The organism is Nonomuraea sp. NPDC050680 (genome assembly GCF_040654555.1).
Taxonomy (GTDB): Bacteria; Actinomycetota; Actinomycetes; order Streptosporangiales; family Streptosporangiaceae; genus Nonomuraea.
Window position 1 is genome coordinate 164,089 of the sequence record NZ_JBFAIF010000016.1, and the last position, 20,448, is coordinate 184,536.

Consider the following 20,448-nt stretch of genomic DNA (forward strand, 5'->3'; position numbering starts at 1 on the left):
CACGGCTACTGCATACGTTCCTGGGTATGGCTGGGCCGGTGCTTGCGGCAGACTGGGTGGGTGGAGATCGTTGTGCCTGCCGCGTTGACCGAGTTTCACGTGAAGCACGAGGGAGAGGCTGGGCGGGCCTGGTCGGCGGGATTACCGGCGCTGGCCGAGCGGTATCTCGAGCAATGGGACCTGCGGCTGGATGGTGCGCCCGCGCACGGGATGGTGTCGCTGGTGCTGCCCGTGGTGCGGGCCGATGGGACGCGGGCGGCGCTCAAGTTGCAGCCCGTGAGCCACGAGAACGTCGGCGAGGGGCCCGGGCTGCGGGCCTGGGCGGGTGACGGGTCGGTGTTGCTGATCGATGAGGATCCTGCCACCGGCACTCTGCTGCTCGAACGGCTCGACGTCGAGCGGCCCTTGTCGTCCGTGCCCGATGTCATGAAGGCGCTGGAGATCCTCACCGAACTGCTTCGGCGGCTGGTGGTGCTGCCCGCTCCCCAGGGGATGCGCCGGTTGGGGGATATCGCGGGTGGCATGCTCGAGCGTGTTTCCGACGCGGTGGCGGTGCTGCCCGGGGAGCGGGATCGGCACTGGTTGGAGGTCTGCGCGGGGGCGGTACGCGAGCTGGTGGGTGAGCCGGGCGATCGGTTGCTGCACTGGGATCTGCACTACGACAACGTGCTGGCCGGGGTACGGGAGCCGTGGCTGGCCATCGATCCCAAGCCGCTCGCCGGGGATCCCGGATTCGACCTGATGCCCGCACTGTGGAACCGGTGGGAGGAGGTCGTGGCGACGGGGGATGTACGGCGGGCGGTGTTGCGGCGGTTCGACTTCATGGTGGACGGGCTCGGGCTGGATCGGCGGCGGGCCGCGGGGTGGACGCTCGGCCGGGTGCTGCAGAACTCGCTCTGGGAGGTGGCTGACGGCGAGCGGGAGCTCAACGAGATCCAGCTCGCCGTGGCCGAAGCGGTCCATCACCGCCTGTAGATATCGGTCCTCGAGGTCCCCGTCCGGAGAGGGCTCGTGGTCAGTCGGACAGGCCATGGTCAGTCGGACAGGCCATGGTCAGTCGGACAGGCCATGGTCAGTCGGACAGGCCATGGAGGAAAGCGCGGACGAGGGCGGCGATCTGGGGGCGGCGGGTTTCCAGGGCGAAGTGGCCGGCGTCCAAGAGGTGGACCTGGGCGTTCCGCACGTCGCGGGCGAACGCCCTCGCGCCCTCAGGCCCGAAGATCTCGTCGTTGCGACCCCAGACGGCGAGCAGCGGCGGCTGGTGCGTGCGTAGGTAGTCCTGCCAGCGCGGGTACGCGGCCACATTGGTGGCGTAGTCCAGGAACAGCGCGAGCTGGATCTCGTCAACGCCCGGCCGGTCGAGCAGGGCCTGGTCGAGAGCCTCCTTGTCCGGATTGACCAGGGAGACGTCGGGGACACCGTGTGTGTACTGCCAGTGCGTGGCCTCACGTGTGTACTGGGCGCGCAGCGCTGCGAGGTTGGCTTCGGAGGGATTCGCCCAGATCTCGCGGAGGTCCTTCCAGAAGGGCGTCAGTCCATCCTCGTAGGCGTTGCCGTTCTGGCTGATGACGCCGGTGATCCGCTCGGGATGGCGCAGAGCCAGGCGGAAGCCGACGGGGGAGCCGTAGTCGTGGACGTAGATGGCGTACCTGGTCACGCCGAGCCCGTCCAGCAGCCGGTCGACGATATCGGCGAGATGGTCGAAGGTGTAGTCCCACTCCGAGACGGCCGGGGCCGAGCTGTGCCCGAAACCGGGGTAGTCAGGGGCGATCAGGTGGAACTCATCCGCCAGGTCGGCGATCAGCTCCTGGTAGGCGATCGAGGAGGTGGGGAAGCCGTGGAGCAGTACGAGCGTGGGGGCCGACGGGTCGCCTGCCTCGCGGTAGAAGACGTCCAGGCCGTCGATGACGGTGGTGCGGTAGCGGGTGGTCATAGCGACTCCTCTTAACCGTCTAAATAAGCTTTGATGGTTAAGTGATAGCATGAGGCCCACTAACCGGTCAAACTGATTTAAGAGGTTAAAGCCTGTGAGAGTGCGGCCGCTTCGTGGGGAGTCTGTGGCGTTCGATCTGGTGAACACCGCGTGGTCGGAGCATGGGGTGCCGGTCGATCAGTTCGACGACCTCGATGGCGTGCGGGCCTGGCTCGACGATCACGGGCTGCCGGGTGGCGACGAGCTGGAGTGCGTACGGGATCGGCTGGTGGAGGCGCGTGCCGCCCTGCGGGCCGTGCTGGACGGCCGCGGGCCCAAGCGGCTCAACGCCGTGCTCGGCCACGGCAGCCGCCGCCCACTGATCCGCGCCGCCGACCCGCACCAGCCACATGAGCCGCCTGAGCCGTACGAGCTGGTCGTCGTGGACGAGGCGGCGTGGCATGCGGCGTGGGTGGCGGCGGCGGACCTGGTGCGGATCCTCCGCGAGCGGCCCGAGCGCGTGCGCAAGTGCGCGAACCCGGAGTGTGTGCTGTGGTTCCTCGACACGAGCAAGAACGGCAGCCGCCGCTGGTGCTCGATGGAAGCGTGCGGCAACCGGGCGAAGGTGGGCCGGTTCAACCAACGCCAGCGCACCGCAGGCTGACCCAGCCCAGCCAGCCCAGGAAGACCGGTCGACCCCCTGCCGAGCACGATGGGCTGACCGGCCCGAAGGATCGGCGTGCGGGTCAGATGAGGAGGGCGAGCTTGCCGCGGCCGTGGCGGGTCTCGATCTCGCGGTGCGCGTCCGCCACCTCCTCCAGCCGGTACGTCCGGCGGATCAGGAACTTCAGCTCCCCCTTCGCGCAAAGGGCGGCATACCGGGCAAGACGCTCAGCCGTGCGGACGCCCTTCGTGACCATGATGCCCAGCTCGGCCGCCCTGTCGTGGTCGACCATGGTCAGTACGCGGCCACGGTTCGGGACCAGCTCCAGGGAGACCTCCAGCGCCGCGCCACCCGCTCCGTCCAGGGCCGCGTCCACCCCGCCGGGCGCGAGTGCGCGCACCCGGGGGGCGAGGCCGTCCCCGTAGGTGACGGGGATGGCGCCCAGATCGCGTAGGTAGGCGTGGTTCTCCTCGCGAGCGGTGCCGATCACGGTGGCGCCCCTACGGACGGCGAGCTGGACGGCGACCGAGCCGACCGCTCCGGCGGCTGCGTGGATGAGGAGCGTCTCGCCCGTGGCCGGGTTCAGCTGGTCGATGGCGATGTCGGCGGTCTGCACCGCGGCGGTCAGCGCGCCGGCCACCTCCCAGGGGAGGTCCGGGGGCTTGGGGGTCACATCGGTGGCGGGGACCACGATGTACTCGGCGTAGCTGTTCAGCAGCGAGAAGCCGAGCACCTCGGCGCCAACCTCGAGGCTCACACCCGGCCCCACCTGGTCGATCACGCCCGCGAACTCGTTGCCGGGGATCCGCGGCAACGGATCGGTGAAACCAGGCGGCGTCCAACCGGCCCGCACCGCCGTGTCGAAGGGCTGCATCCCGGCGGCCTTGATCCGTACCCGGACCTGGCCCGGCCCGGCCTCCGGCATGGGCCGGGACATCACGCTGAGGACCTCAGGTCCCCCGAACTCAGCAAACGCCGCCGCTTTCATGAAATTTCCACTCATGGGGACGACTCTGCATCCTCAACTGCACTTGAGGTCAAGTCAGATCGCATTTCGGGAACTTTCGGCTTTAGTCCCGCTTTATCTGTATATAGTCCGACGGACATCACAGGGGGACGGGGTATCCGGGGTTCGATGACCGAGTTCTTACATGTCGTGCTGAGCTTCCCGACGGTGGTATTCACCTTCCTTCTCGTCGTGGTCGCCGCCTACTGGTTCATTGTCATAACCGGCCTCTTCGACGTCGAAGACGGCGAGGCGCCCTGGCTGGGATTGGGCGGGGTGCCCGCCGGGATCGCCCTCTCACTACTGATCGCCTTCGCGTGGCTGCTCACCTTGATCGGCAGCCAGGTGGCACCGGGTATCGCGCTCCCGGCCGTACCCATCCTTGCTCTGCTCGGGGCCTGGCTGGGCACGCGGGCGCTGCTCAGCCCGCTGCGGCGGCTCCTCCCCGACGCTCGGCGCCCGTCGCGCGGTGACTTCGTCGGCCAGATGTGCGTGATCCGCACCGGCCAGGCGAGCGCCGACTTCGGCCAGGCCGAGGTCACCGCGCCCGACGGCTCCTCGGCCGTCGTCCAGGTCAGGACGACGGGCCAGGACCGGCTCGCGCGCGGCGACAACGCGCTCATCTTCGAATACGACACCAACGGCGAATTCTTCTGGGTCATGCCTTACGAAAGCGAGCATTGATGGACGTCATCTCCACCGGGTTCGGCATATTCCTCGCTGTCGTGCTGGTCATCGTGATCGGCTTACTCGCCGCCATCAGCCGCCTTTTCCGGAAGGTCGAGCAGGGCAAGGCACTGATCATCTCGAAGGTCAACAAGGTCGACGTGACGTTCACCGGGGCCACTGTGCTCCCTGTCTTTCACAAGGCCGAGATCATGGACATCTCGGTGAAGACCATCGAGATCGAACGGACCGGCCGCGAGGGGCTGATCTGCCGGGACAACATCAGGGCCGACATCAAGATCACCTTCTTCGTACGCGTCAACAAGACCGCCGAGGACGTCATCAAGGTCGCCCAGGCCATCGGCACCGTCCGGGCCAGCGACGAGTCGACCCTGCAGGCGCTGTTCAACGCGAAGTTCTCGGAGGCGCTCAAGACCGCCGGCAAGCAGCTCGACTTCGTCGATCTCTACACCAAGCGTGACGAGTTCCGTGACCAGATCATCCGGCTCATCGGCACCGACCTCAACGGCTACAGCCTGGAGGACGCGGCCATCGACTACCTGGAGCAGACCTCGCTGGCCGCGCTGGACAAGAGCAACATCCTCGACGCCCAGGGCATCCGCAAGATCACCGAGCTGACGGCGATCGAGCACGTACGGACCAACGAGTTCCAGCGCCGCGAGGAGAAGGAGATCACCCGCCAGAACGTGGACGCCCGCGAGGCGATCCTGGAGCTGCAGCGCCGGCAGGCCGACGCCGAGGTCAAGCAGCGGCGCGAGATCGAGACGATGAAGGCCCGCGAGGAGGCGGAGATCGCCCGCGTGGCGGCCGAGGAGCGGCTGAAGTCGCAGTCGGCCAACATCAAGACCGACGAGCAGCTCGGCGTACAGCACGAGAACCGGGCCCGTGAGGTCGCCGTCGCGGAGAAGAACCGCGAGCGGGTGATCGCGATCGAGACCGAGCGGATCGAGAAGGACCGCATGCTGGAGATCATCGCCCGCGAGCGGGAGACCGAGCTGTCACGCATCGCCAAGGACAAAGAGGTCGAGACCGAGAAGCGGTCGATCGCCGAGGTGGTACGCGAGCGGATCGCCGTCGACAAGACGGTGGCCGAGCAGGAGGAGAGCATCAAGCGGCTGCGCGTGGTCGAGGAGGCCGAGCGCACCCGCCAGAGCGTGATCATCGCCGCCGAGGCCGAGGCGCAGGAGAACCTGGTCAAGGGCATCAAGGCGGCCGAGGCCGCGGAGGCTGCCTCGAAGTTCAAGGCCCGCGAGGAGCTGACGCTGGCCGAGGCCAGGCAGCAGGCCGCCGAGCTCGACACCCGAGCCAAGATCAGGCTGGCCGAGGGTATCCAAGCCGAGTCGGCGGCGGCCGGACTGGCCGATGTCCAGGTCAAGGAGCGTGACGCGGAGGCGATCGAGAAGGTCGGCCGCGCGGAGGCGGCGGTCCTGGCCGAGAGGCTGCGGGCCGAGGCGGAGGGCGCCAGGTCCATGGCCATGGTCGAGGGCGATCGGCTCAAGGCGCGGGCCGAGGGCGAGCAGGCGATGGCCCTGGCCGCCGCGACGGCGGTGGGCGAGAAGCTCAAGGCCGAGGCCGAGGGCCTGACCGAGAAGGCCGCCGCGATGGCCGCGCTCGACGACGCGAGCCGGGGGCACGAGGAGTTCCGCCTGCGGTTGGAGGCCGACAAGGACGTACGCCTCAAGCAGATCGACGTCACGCGGCAGGTGGCGGAGTCGCAGGCGAGCGTGCTGGCCGCCGGTCTGGCCAAGGCGAACATCGACATCGTCGGCGGCGACACGATGTTCTTCGACAAGGTCGTGGGCTCGATCACCGCGGGCAAGGTGGTGGACGGGTTCGTGGAGCACTCGCAGGTCGCCGGCACGCTGGCGGCGCCGTACCTCAACGGGTCGGCCAGCCTCGCGGGGGACCTCAGCGCGCTGGTCAACGGCGTGAGCACCGAGGACCTGAAGAACCTGACCGTGTCGGCGCTGCTGCTCCGGCTCATCCAGAACGGCGGGCCCGACTCGGGGCCGCTCGGCGAGCTCCTGGAGACGGCCCGCCGCCTGGGTGTGGCCGACTCCCCGGTGGCCGCGCTCACCGCCGCGAAGGTCTGATCGCGCGTGACCGACGACGTACAGACGGCGGAGCCTGGAACCAGCGGGCTTGAGGCCGGGACCTACGAGGTGCTCAAGTCCCGGCTGGAAGCCCAGGCCAAGTCCCTGGCCAGTGCCGCCGAAGGGGTCAACGCCCAGCGCCTGACCGTCTTCGGTGGCACGGAGCTCCGCCTGCTCGGCACCGAGCGCATCCGTACGGACAACAACTGCGTCCCCCGGGACATCGTCTCGCTGGGCGGCGTCATGCTGTTCGGCTACAACGTCTTCATCGGCCTGAAGCCGGAGACCACGGTCGCCGACGTCTTCTCCGTGCACCGCTTCACCAGGGACGGCGACGCTTTCAGGTTCGACCCCGACCGCCTCCCCGCCCTGGAGGATCCGGCGTTCCAGAAGGACTTCGCCGAGCTGTACCGCTACTACAAGGAGTCCAGGCTCCACCACCTCAGACGCGTCGAGGGCAAGCTGCTGGCCGTCTTCCAGACCGGCCCGGCCGACACCCGGGTCTTCAGATGGACGGTCGACCCCCAAGGAGTCACGAAATATCAGGACAACAGGGGTGAGCGGGACCATGCCTTCCCGCCCTCGCACGACTTCGCGTGGATCCCGGCCACCCGCGACGACCACGTGCTCGGCCGCCACCCGCACATCTCCATCCGCGACGAGGTGTTCGTCGAAACGGTCGGCGGCGACCTCACCATCAAGATCGAGAACAACACCGAGACCGGCGAGGGCATCTACGCCGAGCCCGTGGCCGAACCCCTCCAGAGCCTGGCCGACGCCGACGTCGAGCACGCCGTCATCGGCCCGCTCATCCTGATCAGGATCCGGCCGTACAAGGAGACCGACTGGCGCCACCTGGTCTTCAACACCCGCACCAAGGCCGTGACCAGGCTCGACGGTATCGGCCAGGCCTGCCAGCGCCTCCCCGAGGACCAGGGGCTGATCTTCCCCGGTGGCTACTACCTGGCCACCGGGGTCAGCAAGACGTTCGACACAGACGTCACGGACCTGGAGTTCGACCGGGTGGTCCGCTCCCCCAACGGCGAGGACGTCCTGTACGTCTTCCACGCCAGGGGCGACGGCCGCTCCCTGCTCCTGCCCTACAACGTCATCAGGAAGGAGGTGGCCAACCCCATCGTCTGCCACGGCTACTCCCTGTTCGACGACGGCACGATGGTGGTCTTCCGCGCCACCTCCGAGGAGCCGACACGGGTCCACCCCATGCAGGTCTGGCAGACGCCGTACGTCTCCGACACCTACGCCGCCGCCCAGCCCACCGGCACCGGTCCGCTGGAGCGCATCGGCAACGCCGAGCTGGTGCGCGGTATCTCCGACTGCCTGTCGGTGGCCCGCATGATCGGCGAGATGGCGCCGTCGGCCGCCACGTTCGAGGCGCTGATCGCCGCCTGTACGCGGGCCTTCGACCACTACCACTGGCTCGGCGAGCAGGGCCTGCGCGCCCCGCTCTCCGAGGTACGGGCCACCGCCGAGCAGGTACTCGACGAGTACGAGCACGTGGAGGCGCTCACCCGCCAGGCCGCCCGTACCCTAGCCGAGGCCACGGAGGAGACCACCCGGCTCGTCCGGCAGGCCCGGGGCGACACCCCCGCCACCGCCGACGCCTGGGTGACGCTGCTGGCCACGTTGCGCCGGGCCCAGGGCCGCCTGGTGACGCTGCGCGAGGTCCGCTACCTCGACCTCGCCCAGCTGGACAAGCTGGCCGGATCGCTGGCCGACGAGCTGGTCTCCGTGGGGCAGCGGGCCGTGGTGTTCCTCCAGGGGGCCGACGCGTTCACCGGCTACCACGAGGCGGTCGAGCGGCTGGCCGCAGAGGCCGCCGCGATCACCACCGTCGCCGAGGCCGAGCCCGTCACGGAACGCCTGGCCACCCAGTCCGAAGGGCTGGAGGTCGTCACCGAGGTCGTGGGCTCGCTCGAGATCGCCGACGCCACCGTACGCACCTCCATCCTGGAGCGCATCGCCGAGGTGCTCGGCGGCGTGAACCGGGCGCGGGCCCTCCTGGACGGCCGCCGGCGGGAGCTGCTCGGGGCCGAGGGGCGGGCGGCGTTCGCGGCCGAGTTCGCGCTGCTCGGGCAGGCCATCACCGGCGCGCTGGCGGTGGCGGACACGCCGGAACGGTGCGACGAGCAGCTCGGCAGGCTGATGCTGCGGCTGGAGGCGCTGGAGACGCGCTTCGGCGAGTTCGACGACTTCGCCGCCCGGCTCGCGGCCAAGCGGGACGACGTCTACGAGGCGTTCTCGGCCCGCAAGCAGACGCAGCTGGACGAGCTCGCCCGCCGGGCCGACCGGATCTTCGCCTCGGCCGAGCGCATCCTGGGCAGCATCACCAGGCGGCTGCCGTCGCTGGGCTCGCTCGACGACGTCAACACCTTCTTCGCCACCGACCCGATGGTGGCCAAGCTCCGCTCGGTCGCCGCCGAGCTGCGCGGGCTCGGCGACGCGGTACGGGCCGAGGAGCTCGACGGCAGAGTCAAGGCCGCGCAGCAGGAGGCCGGCCGGGCCCTGCGCGACCGGCTCGACCTGTTCTCCGACGGCGGCGAGACGCTGCGCCTGGGCCGGCACCGGTTCGCGGTCAACACCCAGCCGATCGACCTCACGCTGGTGCCGCACGACGGTGACATGCACTTCGCCATCACCGGGACCGACTACCGCTCCCCCGCGCCCGCCGCGTTCGCCGACACCCGTCCCTTCTGGGACCAACTGCTCGCCTCGGAGACCCCGGAGGTCTACCGCGCCGAGCACCTGGCCGCCTCGCTGCTCGACGTGGCGGTGCCGGGCGGGCCGCTCCAGGACCTCGTACGGCAGGCGGCCGAACAGCGCTACGACGAGGGGTACGAACGCGGCGTCCACGACCACGACGCGGCCGCCATCCTCGACACGCTGCTGCGGCTCCGGGAGGGAGCCGGGCTGCTGCGGTATCCGCCGGACGCTCGGGCGGCGGCGCAGCTGTACTGGGCGTTCGGGGTGGACGAGGTTTCACGTAAAACATTGGCCACACGGGCCGTGTCGCTGGTGCGCGCCCGCACGGTCTTCGGCCCCACACCGGAGATTGCCGCTCTGGCAACGGAACTGGGCTCGCACATCGCCGCATTCCACTCAGGGTCCGGCTCAGGGCCCGGCTCATGGCCCGGCTCATGGCCCGGCTCACGGCCCGACTCACGGCCCGACTCACGGCCCGGCGAGACGGCCTCGCTCGCCGGGGAGTACCTCGTCGAAGAGCTCGCCACCCAGCCCACCGGCTTCGTGACCAGCGCGGCGGCCCGCTCCCTCCTCCAGGGCTTCCACCAGGCGCTCGGCCCGGCCAGGTCACGCGAGTTCGAGGACGATCTCAAGGCCGTGGCACTGCCCGAGCGGCTGGAGCTGGCTCGGGCCTGGATCGGCGCCTTCGGCAAGGGCCCCGAGGTGCCCGAGTCCATCGCCGTACAGCTCTGCGACCTGCCCCACCACGACTCCAGCGCCACACTGACCGCCACGGTGGAGGGCCTGCTGGGCACCCACCCGCGCGTCGCCGACCGCAAGCTGGAGCTGCGTCTGGACGAGACCCTGGCCAGGACCCGCCGCTTCCGTACCGAACGCGTCCCCGCCTACCGGGCCTACCAGAAGCGGCGCACCGAGCTGGTGACCGCCGAGCGGGCCCGGTTGCGGCTGGAGGAGTACCGCCCCAAGGTCATGAGCGCGTTCGTCCGCAACCGGCTGCTCGACGAGGTGTACCTGCCGCTGATCGGCGACAACCTGGCCAAGCAGCTGGGCGCCGCCGGCGGGGACAAGCGGACCGACCAGATGGGCCTGCTGCTGCTCATCTCGCCGCCGGGCTACGGCAAGACGACGCTGATGGAGTACGTCGCCAGCCGGCTCGGCCTGGTCTTCGTCAAGGTGAACGGCCCGGCGCTCGGCCACGCCGTCACCTCGCTCGACCCGGCGGAGGCGCCCGACGCGACGGCCAGGCAGGAGGTCGAGAAGATCTCCTTCGCCCTGGAGACCGGCAACAACACGCTGCTGTACCTGGACGACATCCAGCACACCTCGCCCGAGCTGCTGCAGAAGTTCATCTCGCTCTGCGACGCCCAGCGCCGGATCGAGGGCGTCTGGAACGGCCGCACCCGCACCTACGACCTGCGCGGCAAACGGTTCGCGGTGTGCATGGCGGGCAATCCGTACACCGAGTCGGGCCGGCGCTTCCGCATCCCCGACATGCTCGCCAACCGCGCCGACGTGTGGAACCTCGGCGACGTGCTGTCGGGCAAGGACGAGCTGTTCGCGCTGAGCTACATCGACAACGCACTCACCTCCAACCCGGTGCTCGCGCCGCTCTCCGCCCGTGACCGGGCCGACGTCGAGCTCCTGGTACGGCTGGCGCGCGGCGACCAGAGCGCCCGGCCGGACCAGCTCCGGCACCCCTACGCCAAGACCGAGCTGGACCAGATCCTCAGCGTGCTGCGCAAACTGGTGCGGGTGCAGGAGGTCGTGCTGGCCAACAACCAGGCCTACATCGCCTCGGCCGGACAGTCCGACGCCGCCCGCACCGAGCCGCCGTTCCGCCTGCAGGGCTCGTACCGGAACATGAACAAGCTGGCCGAGCGGATCGTGCCCGCCATGAACGAGGCCGAGCTGGAGGCGGTCATCGACGACCACTACCTCGGCGAGGCGCAGACCCTGACGAGCGACGCGGAGGCCAACCTGCTCAAGCTCGCCGAGCTGCGCGGCCGGCTCACCCCCGCCCAGGCCGCCCGCTGGCGCGATCTCAAGGCGGCCTACCTGCGCGCCAAGGCGCTCGGCGGCGCCGAGGACGACCCGATGACCAGGGCCGTGGGTGCCCTCGGCCTGCTCGCCGACCGGGTTGGCGAGGTCGGCACGGCCATCAGGGAGAACACAGCGGACTGACGCGCGTCACCTCGGGTCACCGCGGCGAGGGCCGGACGTCGCGGACCGAGGCGTCACCGCGGCGAGGTCAGCTGCGTCGTGCACTGTCGCTGGATGGCCGTGGCCCGGGTGAGGAAGTCGAGGATCAGCTCCAGCTGCTCGTCCGAGTAGCCGGCGTAGAGCTCGGACAGCCCGGTCACGAGCGGCTCGAAGACCTCGGCGCCGCCGGCCAGCGCCTCGTGGTTGACCTCGACGATCACCCGCCGCCGGTCCTTGGTGTCGCGGGTGCGGCGCACCAGCCACTTGCTCTCCAACCGGTCGATCAGCCCGCTCACCGAGGCGGGCGCGAGGCCGGTGTGCTGCGCCAGCTCCCCCGCCGTCAGCGGGCCCAGCCGTTGCAGCAGGTCGAGAGCCTTCTCCTCGGTCATCCCCACCCCCAGCAGCTCGCCGACGGCGCTGTGAAACATCACGGCGGCGTTGCTGTTGTCCCGCCCGGCCATGAACAGGGCTTCGAGCAAATTCTTTCGGTGTTCCGAAATATCCGTGGACACGGCCCTCCTTCCCGGCATATATTTCGTTCGACCGAACGAAAGGTTATCACCATGAAAGCTCTGATCATAGGATGCGGCATCGGCGGCCCCGCCACCGCGATGGCCCTGCGCAAGGCCGGCATCGACGCCGAGATTTTCGAGGCCTACCCGGACACGGCCGAGGGTGTCGGCTCGTTTCTCAATGTCGCTTCGAACGGCTTGGACGCCCTGCGCGTACTGGGCGCGCACCGCCGAGTGCTGAGCGCGGGCATCCCCACCCCGCGGATGGTCATGTGGAGCGGCTCCGGCAAGCGCCTCGGCGAGGTGGCCAACGGCCTGGCCCTGGACGACGGCACGGTGAGCCACACGATCCTGCGCGCCGACCTCTACCGCATCGTCCGCGACGAGACCCTCTCCCGTGGCATCAAGATCTCGTACGGCAAGCGCCTGATCTCCTTCGACGACACGGGCGACCAGGTGGCGGCCCGGTTCGAGGACGGCACGGAGGAGACGGGCGACATACTGATCGCCGCCGACGGCGTCCACTCGCGGACCCGCGCTCTGCTCGACCCGAGCGCCCCGAAGCCGCGTTACAGCGGCCTCTACAGCTTCGGCGGGCTCGTCCACGACCGGAAGTTCACCGGCGAGCCGGGCGTCTACAACATGGTCTTCGGCAAGCGCGCCTTCTTCGGCTACACCGTGGCCGCCTCCGGCGAGACCTGGTGGTTCGCCAACCTGCCCCGCGAGCTGGGCGACGTTCCCGCGGACTGGAAGCCGGTCCTGATGGCGGCGTTCCGGGACGACGCGAACTTCTCCGCCGAGGTGATCGAGCGGAGCGAGGTGGCGCTGGCGCTGCCGATCCACGACCTGCCGCCCCTGCCGACCTGGCACAAGGGACGAGTGGTGCTCACCGGCGACGCCGCGCACGCCACCTCGCCGAGCGCCGGGCAGGGCGCCTCGCTGGCCATCGAGGACGCCGTCGTGCTGGCCAGGTGCCTGCGTGAGGCGACGGACCATCGGGCGGCGTTCAAGCGGTTCGAGAGCGAGCGGCGCGGGCGGGTGGAGAAGGTCGTCGCCTATTCGCGGACAATCAGCAACAACAAGGCCGCGGGCCCGGTCGCCCGGGTGTTCCGCGACCTGATGATGCCGATCTTCCTGAAGAAACTGGCCAGCCAGGAGTCACTGTCCTGGATGTACCGCCACCAGGTCAGCCTGTGACACCGGCCACCAGGTCAGCCCGTGACGCCAGCCACCAGGTCAGCCTGTGACACCGCCTCCGCCCTCGCGGGGAGCAGCGGCAGGCGCACGTCGGGGGTCGGGATCAGGCCCCTGGCGTGCAGGACCCCCTTGACGACTGTCGGGTTCGGCTCGGCGAACAGCGCGGCCGACAGCCGGGCGAGCCGATGACCCAGCGCCCGAGCCCTGGCCACGTCACCCGCGCGCCACGCCGCGGCCAGCTCCACGAACCGGTCGGTGGCCAGGTGCGCCGAGGCCAGGATGCCGCCCGCGGCGCCCAGCGCCAGCAGCGGCGAGATGAACAGGTCGTCGCCGCCGAGCACCTCGAACCCCTCGGGCAGATCCCCGAGCAGATCCACGGCGTCCTGGTCGATCCCGCCCGTCGCGTACTTCACTCCGGCGATCATCGGGTGCCCGCCCAGATGACGCAGGGTCGCGGCACTGACGGCCTGCCCGGTCCGATAGGGAATGTGGTAGATCACCAGCGGCACCGGCGTCTCCTCCGCCAGCGCCTCGAAGTGCGCGACGACACCGCGCTCCGAAGGACGCAGGAAGTACGGCACGGTCAGCAGCGCTGCGGAGACCCCCGAAGGCAACTCCTTCAGCGCCGCGGCCGTCGAACGCGTGTCGTTGCCGGTGAGGCCCACGGTCAGCGGCACCTCGCGTTCCGCGCAGACCGCGACGCAAACCTCGATCACCCGAGCCCGCTCGGCGGGCGTCAGCGCCGCGACCTCTCCGGTGGTGCCCAGCGCGACCAGCCCGGCGGCGCCCTGGTCGAGAACGTGGCGGGCGAGCTTGTCGATCGCCTCGACGGCCACCTCGCCCTCCTGGGTGAACGGGGTGATCAGCGGCACATGGATTCCGGTCAGCATGCTTTCAGCCTGACGCGGCACAATACGTTAGGTCCAGCGCGGATTTCTGCTGACGAGCTTAAGCTTGTCTGATGCTCGACCCTCGCAAGCTCCACCTCCTGCGCGAACTCGCCCAGCGCGGCACCATCGCCGCCGTCGCCGAGGCGCTCAGTTTCACCCCGTCGGCGATCTCCCAGCAGCTCAGCGCCCTGGAACGGGAGGCGGGCGTACCACTGCTGGAGCGTACGGGCCGGACGGTCACCCTGACGCCCGCCGGCCACCTGCTCGTCGAGCACGCGCAGGACGTACTCGAACAGCTGGAAAGGGCGTCCGCGGCGCTCGCCGCGGTGCGGAGCGGCCCGTCGGGGCCGCTGCGGGTCGGCGCGTTCCCCACGGCGGCCCGCGTGCTGCTGCCGCCCGCGCTCGCCGAGCTGTCCCGCGCGCATCCGGGGCTGCGGCCGATGGTCTCCGAGATCGACCCCGCCGACGTCTCCGCCGCGCTGCGGGCGGGTGAGCTGGATGTCGCGCTCGTGCACGAGTACGACTTCGTGCCGCCGGTCACCGACGCGTCGCTGGAGACGGAGCCGCTGTTCGGGGAGCAGATGTACCTCACGGACCGGGCCACGATCGCCGACGCGCGCGATGACGCCTGGATCGTCGGCAAGCCGGGGACCCTGTGCCACGCGATGGCGATCCGGGCCTGCCAGGCGGCCGGTTTCGAACCTCGGGTCCGTCACCGGATCGACGACTTCGACACCGTGCTCGCCTTCGTCGCCGCCGGTCAGGGCGTGGCGCTCGTCCCACGTCTGGCCGCGCTCGCGCCACCGCGCGGGGTGACGCTGACCGGACTGCCGCTCAGCCGCCGCACTTTGGCCGCCTTTCGCAGGGGGTACGGGGAGCATCCCGCGATCAAGGCGGCCGTCGCGGCCTTCCACACAGCGATCACCCACCTCCCGCTCTGAGCGGCCGTCGCGGTTGTCCGCCCCGCGATCACCCACCTCCCGCTCTGAGCGGCCGTCGCGGTTGTCCGCCCCGCGATCACCCACCTCCCGCTCTGAGCGGCCGTCGCGGTTGTCCGCTCCACCATCACCCGCCTCCCGCTTTGAGCGGACCTCCTGCGTCGCCGAGTAGACCCCTGGCCAGGTCGCCCAGGGTGGCGGCGACCCTGGCCGACTCCCCGGCGTGCAGCAGGCTGCTGATCGGCTCCGTGTGCAGTGTGCCGAGCAGGACGTGTCCGGCCAGCTCGGCATCGACATCCGGCCGCGCCTCGGCGATCAGGGCCGAGACGTGCCGGTGCCACGACACGTAGATCGGATTGGCCAGCCGCGTCCCGCCCCCTGCCTTCTGGGTCAGCCGGGCGTGCTCGTGCGCGGCGATCAGTCCCGCGCTTCGGGTGGCCATCGCGACCACCGCGTCGAGGAAGGCCACCAGCCGTTCCCGAGCCGGGGCGCCCGGCCCCAGCGGCGGTGGCCCTTCCACGACGGCCTGCTCCAACGTGTGCGCCCGCTCCGACATCAGCTCCTGCATGAGCCCGACCCGGCTGCCGAACCGGTGGAACACCGTCCCCTTGCCCACCCCCGCCGCGAGGGCGACCCGCTCGACGGAGACCTCCTCCGGCGGATGCTCCCGCAGCAGTTCCTCGGCGGCCGCCAGGATCGCCCGCCTGTTGCGTGCCGCGTCGGCCCGCTCCCGCCGTTCCATCGGATCATTGTCCCCCATAGACAAACTTGACCGCCGGTCCATATATTAACTGGACCACAGGTTCACTTAGAGGAGTGTGTCCCATGCGCGCGATCGTTGTCCATGAACTGGGCGGTCCCGAGGTGCTCAAGGCCGAGGACTGGCCCGAGCCGAAGGCAGGGGAAGGGCAGCTGGTCATCCGTACGCGGGCCATCGGCGTCAGCTACGCGGAGACCCAGCTGCGGGCGGGCACGATGCCGTTCCCGATGCCGGTGCCGCTGCCCGCGGTGTTCGGCGCCGAGGTGGCCGGGGTGGTCACCGAGGTCGGGGCCGGAGTAGACGAGGCCCTGCTGGGCACCACGGTCGCCGCCGTGACCGGCGGGGTCGGCTCCTACGCCGAGTACGCGGCGGTGCAGGCGTCACTGAGCTGCCCGGTGCCCGACGGCGTGTCGCCGGTCGACGCCGTCGCCGCCGCCGCGCCGGGCGCCATCGCGCTGGCGCTGCTGCACCGGGCCGGGCTCAAGGGCGGGGAGACCGTGCTGGTGGAGGCCGGGGCGAGCTCCGTCGGGACGTACTTGCTGCGCCACGCCAAGGAGTTCGGCGCGGAACGGGTGATCGCCACCGCGGGCGCCGCGCCGAAGCGGGAGCGAGCCCGGCAGATGGGGGCCGACGAGGTCGTCGACCACCGGGCGCCGGACTGGCCCGGCCAGTTGCCCGACGTGAACGTGGTCTTCGACTCGATCGGCGGCCCGTCGGCCAGGCAGGTCCTCGATCACCTCACGCCCGGCTCTGGGCGCATGCTCTGCTACGGCTCGCTGAGCGGCGAACCCGCCGCGGTGGGCGCCGCCGATCTGTGGGCTCGCGGCGTGACCATCATCGGGTGCGGCGGGCCCGCGTGGGGAGCGAAGGTGTTCGGCGTCCACTACCCGGAGATGCTCGCCAGGGTGGCCGACGGACGCAGCCACGCGTACGTCGACACCACGCTGCCGCTGGAGTCAGCCGCCGAGGCCCACCGCCGCCTGGAAGGCCGCACCGCGCTGGGCAGAGTGATCCTGACGCCCTGACGGTCATGCCCCTTGGAGGACCGCGTCGAGCACGGCCGGGGCGCTGAGCTGTCCGAGGTTGTACTCGCCCGCCGTCACAGCCACGACCAGCCCGCGCTCGGGTGCCACGTGGATTGTCTGGCCCCCGTTGCCATGCGCGGCGATCGAGGGGCGCTCGCCGGTGCCGACGTACCACTGGTAGCCGTACGCGGAGCCGTCGTCGATCTTCACCCGAGGTCGCGACAGCTCCTCGATCCAGCTCCGCGGCACGATCCCGCGCCCGCCATCGAGCAGGACCGTGCCGATGGCGGCCAGGTCGCGCGGCGTCAGCCGCAGCCCCGAGGCCGCCATCTCTTCCCCGTCGTCACCCTGGGACCACTCGAACGCGCCGATGCCCAGCGGCTCGAACAGCGCGCTCCTGGCGAACTCGGCCAGCGAGCGGCCGGTCCCCTTGACGACGAGCCGCCCGATCAGCGCCGTCGCGCCGCCGGAGTACACCCGCCGCTGCCCCGGCTCCTCCACGACGGGCCGCTCCAGCACGAAGCGGTAGCGATCGGGCGCGTACTCCATCGCGAGCTCGCTGTTGGCGGTGCTGGTGTACGGCGCGCTCTCGTCCCACTCCAACCCGAGCGTCATCGTCAGGGCATGCTCGATGGTGAGGCGGGCCCGCTGGGGATCAGCCGCCAGATCCGGATATTCCGGGAATTGCGCGAGTAATCCCTCCTCCGGAGGCGCCACCAGCTTCTCGGCCAGCGCGATGCCGTACAGGAGCGAGACCACGCTCTTGGTGACGGACCGGACGTCGTGCAGCGTGTCCGGCCCGAACGTGACGTGCCCGAGGGGGTTGTTGAGCTGGAAGTCCTGGCCGGCGCCGTACCGTTCGAGAATGATCTGCCCGTTCTCGACGACCACGAGCCCGTGCAGATTCGGCGCCTTACCCTCACGTAGGACAGAGTCCACTCGATCCGCCAATGCCATGACGACCTCCTCTTCGCTGGGACTTCCTGGTCTATGACCTGACACCGTGTGAGGGTCAACCGCGCTCATGGTGCCAGACCGCCCAGGACCTCACTCCCAAAGAGCCGTCCTGTCGCACTCGGAAACTATGATCGAGTCATAGTTTGATCGGATCATAGTTGGCGCTCTGTGATCGTTCCGGGCTGCCGTACGTCGTTTTCCCAGCGGCTTGATGCCAGGCACCTTCGAACGCCGTCGAGCCGTCTGCTCACTCAGCGGAGAGCAGACGGCTCGAGAAAGCAGGAGCCGGAACCGCGCCAGGCGTCAGGTCAGGCCCGGAGCGGTTCCGATGGGTCGCGGGTCGGACCGTCGCCAGGGACGATGGACCCGCGCCCGTGCTCATCTCAGGGCGAGTTACCTCGTGGCGATCGCCCATGCGCGCTCGGAGCCGCGCGCCGAGTCGCGCTCCGACGATGCCATCCAACCGCTCCAGCCGGCGGTACGGATGCCGTTCCAGGCGTAGGACTGGGACGGAGAGGAGGACTGGACCGGCCTGCAGTCCTCGGCGCGGCCGGTGTTCGCCGCGATGGCGACGGTGGGCCGGACCGCGGTCGACACGGAAGCCCAGGCCGTACCCACGATGGACGGACGGACGGTGATCGCGTTGGCGGTCCAGGCCGTACCCACGATGGCGGGGCGGACCGTGGCCGTCGTGTTGGCGGCCCAGGTCGTGCTCACGTTCACGGGGCGAACCGTGGTCGTGTTGGCGGCCCAGAGGGTGCCCACGATGACAGGGCGGACCGTGGTCGTCGTGTTGGCAGCCCAGGTCGTGCTCACGTTCACCGGACGGACGGTGGTCGTGCTGGAGGGGCAGGCCATGGTCACCACGGCGGGGCACGCCGAGCTCACGCCGGTCGGCCGGACCGGAGCCTGCAGAACCGGGGCCGGCTGAACCGGAGCCGGCTGGACCGGAGCCGGCTGGACCGGAGCCGGCTGGACCGGAGCCGGCTGGACGGTGGTCACCGCGGCAGGGCAGGCCGTGCTGCTCGTGGCAGTCGGCCGGACCGTGGTCACCGTGGCGGAGCAGGGCGAGCTGGTCGTTACGGAGGGCCGGACCGTGGTCACCTCGACCGGGCGGACCGTGGTCACCTCCACCGGACGGACGGTGCTCACCGCGGCGGCGCAGGGCGAGCCGGTCGTAGCGATGGGCCGGACGGTGCTCACCGCGGCGGCGCAGGGCGAGCTGGTCGTAGCGGACGGCCGGACCGTGGTCACCGCGTCGGGGCAGGCCACGCTCACCTTGGCGGGGCAGGCCCCGTTCGCGGTGGAGACGGTGGTGGGGGCGGTGCGGACGCCGGTCAGGCCGGAGCGGCTGAGGTCGAACGTGCCGGCCTGGACACCATGCCAGTAGTCGGTGGCGAAGAAGTGGCCTTCTGCCTTGTCGTTCCGCGCCCCGATCGCACTGCTCGGGGAGCTGGTGAAGCCGCTGTCGAACTCGTCGTCGGCGGCCGCTGGCCCCGCTGCCAGCAGCAGGCCGGAAGCGGTTAGAGCTAGAGCGGTGATGGCGTGCTTGTACAAGGTCTGTCCCCCAGAAATGGATGCGCTGTTGTTGCGGCCCGCTGGAGCTTACCCCCCAACAATGGAGCATCTATCTCCCAGAACGATCTGGATTTCTTTACACTCGAGGATTTTAACCAGTCGGACGCTCTGCCATTTCCCGCAATTACTTTTAGATCCCAGATCTTTCTCCAAGTCACCGCACTTACGAGTAATCGACGGCAATTCGGGCAGTCGGCTGAGAATTTCCTCAGCGTTTCTCAGGGATGGCTCAGCCGCCGCGGAGCAGGCTGGTGACCATGGAACGACTGCTGAACACCCCCGCCATCGCCCAAGGACTGCGCAAGGTCGAAGCCAGGATCCGCCGTCTGAGCGGATCGTCCACGCTGCCGGGCATCAACGCGGGCGCCGAGCGGATCATCAGCGCCGGCGGGAAGCGGCTGCGCCCCGCGATGACCCTGGCCACGGCGATCGCCCTGGGCAAGCAGCCCGACCGCCGGGTGATCACCGCCGCGGCGTGTGTGGAGTTGATTCACGCCGGATCCCTTGTACACGACGATCTGATGGACAACGCCACCGAACGGCGCGGCACCACGACGCTGAACGCCGAGCTCGGCGACGGCAAGGCCCTGGTGATCGGCGACTTCATGCTGGCCAGGGCGGGTTTGGCGGCCATCACCGCCGTGTCGAGACCGGTGGCCGAGGTGCTGGCCGCGACCGTCGTCGAGCTGGTGGAGGGCCAGTACCTGGAGACCACCGACCTGTTCGACCCGCACCGGACCGTGGAGAGCGCGCTGCGATCCGTCACCGGTAAGACCGCCGCGCTGTTCCGGGCCGGGTGCCTGGTGGCCGCCGTGTGCGCGGGCGCCTCACCTGAGGACCGGGCCAGGATGGCGGCGTACGGCGAGCGGTTCGGGCTGATCTTCCAGGTGCTCGACGACCTGCTCGACCTGACCGCCTCCAGCCGGGAGCTCGGCAAACCCGCGGGCAACGATCTGCGCCAGGGCGTCTACAGCCTGCCCCTGCTGATGGCCGGCGAGGACGTGTCGGAATTGCTGGGCAGGAATATGACCGACGACCAGGTGGCGGAAGTCCTGCGTCGCCTGCGCGCCGGCGACATGGTGCACAAAACTCTGGACTACTGCCGCGGTCTGGCCGCCGACGCGCTCGCCGCCCTGCCGGTGATTCATGATTCCGAAACAGCCGGCATCCTGTACGCATTGCCCACGGCATACATCGAGCAGGTTTCGCAAATAACTCTCCTGGCCACCGTTAATTGAGATTCATTGAAATGATTAGTGGTCCCTCATAGGGTCGCTCACCGGCACGCTGCGACGCCCGGCGACCGGGC

The 20,448-nt window shown here is 69.9% G+C and carries 18 protein-coding genes; 11 read left to right on the plus strand and 7 right to left on the minus strand.

Annotated elements, in window-relative coordinates; translation table 11 throughout:
* Positions 1 to 60 precede the first annotated feature (60 nt).
* On the plus strand, positions 61 to 975 hold the full coding sequence (locus tag AB0H88_RS38340) for an aminoglycoside phosphotransferase family protein (protein ID WP_357653359.1): 915 nt from the start codon (positions 61 to 63) through the stop codon (positions 973 to 975).
* 97 nt (positions 976 to 1,072) lie between these two features.
* Here the strand turns inward: AB0H88_RS38340 and AB0H88_RS38345 are convergent, their stop codons facing one another.
* Positions 1,073 to 1,933 (minus strand): alpha/beta hydrolase, encoded by an 861-nt coding sequence (locus AB0H88_RS38345; RefSeq protein ID WP_357653361.1) that lies wholly within the window; start codon positions 1,931 to 1,933, stop codon positions 1,073 to 1,075.
* A gap of 124 nt (positions 1,934 to 2,057) precedes the next feature.
* On the opposite strand from AB0H88_RS38345, the gene AB0H88_RS38350 reads away from it, so the two are divergent.
* Positions 2,058 to 2,576, plus strand: coding sequence for a CGNR zinc finger domain-containing protein (locus AB0H88_RS38350; RefSeq protein ID WP_357653363.1), 519 nt, complete (start codon positions 2,058 to 2,060; stop codon positions 2,574 to 2,576).
* Between the two features lie 82 nt (positions 2,577 to 2,658).
* On the opposite strand, the gene AB0H88_RS38355 is transcribed toward AB0H88_RS38350, so the two are convergent.
* Positions 2,659 to 3,513 carry an NADP-dependent oxidoreductase gene (locus AB0H88_RS38355; RefSeq protein WP_357653425.1) on the minus strand — a complete coding sequence of 285 codons (855 nt, stop codon included), beginning with the start codon at positions 3,511 to 3,513 and terminating at the stop codon, positions 2,659 to 2,661.
* A gap of 198 nt (positions 3,514 to 3,711) precedes the next feature.
* Here AB0H88_RS38355 and AB0H88_RS38360 point away from each other — a divergent pair, with 198 nt between their 5' ends.
* Genes AB0H88_RS38360 through AB0H88_RS38370 form a run of 3 tightly spaced genes read left to right on the plus strand, consistent with a single transcriptional unit; the run spans position 3,712 to position 11,264 of the window.
* Positions 3,712 to 4,266 carry a hypothetical protein gene (locus tag AB0H88_RS38360; RefSeq protein ID WP_357653365.1) on the plus strand — a complete coding sequence of 185 codons (555 nt, stop codon included), beginning with the start codon at positions 3,712 to 3,714 and terminating at the stop codon, positions 4,264 to 4,266.
* Positions 4,266 to 6,362, plus strand: a complete 2,097-nt coding sequence (locus tag AB0H88_RS38365; protein ID WP_357653367.1) for a flotillin family protein — start codon at positions 4,266 to 4,268, stop codon at positions 6,360 to 6,362. Before AB0H88_RS38360 ends, AB0H88_RS38365 begins: the two co-directional genes overlap by 1 nt.
* Positions 6,363 to 6,368: 6 nt before the next feature.
* Positions 6,369 to 11,264 (plus strand): DNA repair ATPase, encoded by a 4,896-nt coding sequence (locus AB0H88_RS38370; RefSeq protein WP_357653369.1) that lies wholly within the window; start codon positions 6,369 to 6,371, stop codon positions 11,262 to 11,264.
* A gap of 53 nt (positions 11,265 to 11,317) precedes the next feature.
* Here AB0H88_RS38370 and AB0H88_RS38375 read toward each other — a convergent pair whose 3' ends face one another.
* A complete protein-coding gene (locus AB0H88_RS38375; RefSeq protein ID WP_357653371.1) occupies positions 11,318 to 11,794 on the minus strand; it encodes a MarR family transcriptional regulator in 477 nt (158 codons plus the stop codon).
* A 51-nt stretch (positions 11,795 to 11,845) separates the two neighbouring features.
* Between AB0H88_RS38375 and AB0H88_RS38380 the strand changes: the two genes are divergently transcribed.
* Complete coding sequence (locus tag AB0H88_RS38380) at positions 11,846 to 12,991, plus strand: FAD-dependent monooxygenase (RefSeq protein ID WP_357653373.1); 1,146 nt, start codon at positions 11,846 to 11,848, stop codon at positions 12,989 to 12,991.
* A 14-nt stretch (positions 12,992 to 13,005) separates the two neighbouring features.
* On the opposite strand, the gene dapA is transcribed toward AB0H88_RS38380, so the two are convergent.
* Positions 13,006 to 13,881, minus strand: coding sequence for a 4-hydroxy-tetrahydrodipicolinate synthase (gene dapA, locus AB0H88_RS38385; protein ID WP_357653375.1), 876 nt, complete (start codon positions 13,879 to 13,881; stop codon positions 13,006 to 13,008).
* Between the two features lie 71 nt (positions 13,882 to 13,952).
* Here dapA and AB0H88_RS38390 point away from each other — a divergent pair, with 71 nt between their 5' ends.
* On the plus strand, positions 13,953 to 14,822 hold the full coding sequence (locus AB0H88_RS38390) for a LysR substrate-binding domain-containing protein (RefSeq protein ID WP_357653377.1): 870 nt from the start codon (positions 13,953 to 13,955) through the stop codon (positions 14,820 to 14,822).
* A 124-nt stretch (positions 14,823 to 14,946) separates the two neighbouring features.
* On the opposite strand, the gene AB0H88_RS38395 is transcribed toward AB0H88_RS38390, so the two are convergent.
* The gene (locus tag AB0H88_RS38395; RefSeq protein WP_357653379.1) at positions 14,947 to 15,561 is read right to left on the minus strand and encodes a helix-turn-helix domain-containing protein; all 615 of its coding nucleotides are present in this window, start codon (positions 15,559 to 15,561) and stop codon (positions 14,947 to 14,949) included.
* 83 nt (positions 15,562 to 15,644) lie between these two features.
* Between AB0H88_RS38395 and AB0H88_RS38400 the strand changes: the two genes are divergently transcribed.
* The gene (locus AB0H88_RS38400) at positions 15,645 to 16,604 is read left to right on the plus strand and encodes a zinc-binding dehydrogenase (protein ID WP_357653381.1); all 960 of its coding nucleotides are present in this window, start codon (positions 15,645 to 15,647) and stop codon (positions 16,602 to 16,604) included.
* 3 nt (positions 16,605 to 16,607) lie between these two features.
* On the opposite strand, the gene AB0H88_RS38405 is transcribed toward AB0H88_RS38400, so the two are convergent.
* Both AB0H88_RS38405 and AB0H88_RS38410 read right to left on the minus strand, forming a co-directional pair.
* Positions 16,608 to 17,561 (minus strand): serine hydrolase domain-containing protein, encoded by a 954-nt coding sequence (locus AB0H88_RS38405; protein WP_357653383.1) that lies wholly within the window; start codon positions 17,559 to 17,561, stop codon positions 16,608 to 16,610.
* A 393-nt stretch (positions 17,562 to 17,954) separates the two neighbouring features.
* Positions 17,955 to 18,284, minus strand: coding sequence for a hypothetical protein (locus AB0H88_RS38410; RefSeq protein WP_357653385.1), 330 nt, complete (start codon positions 18,282 to 18,284; stop codon positions 17,955 to 17,957).
* A gap of 43 nt (positions 18,285 to 18,327) precedes the next feature.
* Here AB0H88_RS38410 and AB0H88_RS38415 point away from each other — a divergent pair, with 43 nt between their 5' ends.
* From AB0H88_RS38415 to AB0H88_RS38425, 3 genes are all read left to right on the plus strand, one after another.
* Positions 18,328 to 18,492 (plus strand): hypothetical protein, encoded by a 165-nt coding sequence (locus AB0H88_RS38415; RefSeq protein ID WP_357653387.1) that lies wholly within the window; start codon positions 18,328 to 18,330, stop codon positions 18,490 to 18,492.
* 63 nt (positions 18,493 to 18,555) lie between these two features.
* The gene (locus tag AB0H88_RS38420; protein ID WP_357653389.1) at positions 18,556 to 18,951 is read left to right on the plus strand and encodes a hypothetical protein; all 396 of its coding nucleotides are present in this window, start codon (positions 18,556 to 18,558) and stop codon (positions 18,949 to 18,951) included.
* A gap of 445 nt (positions 18,952 to 19,396) precedes the next feature.
* Positions 19,397 to 20,377 (plus strand): polyprenyl synthetase family protein, encoded by a 981-nt coding sequence (locus tag AB0H88_RS38425; protein WP_357653391.1) that lies wholly within the window; start codon positions 19,397 to 19,399, stop codon positions 20,375 to 20,377.
* The last annotated feature ends 71 nt before the right edge of the window (positions 20,378 to 20,448 follow it).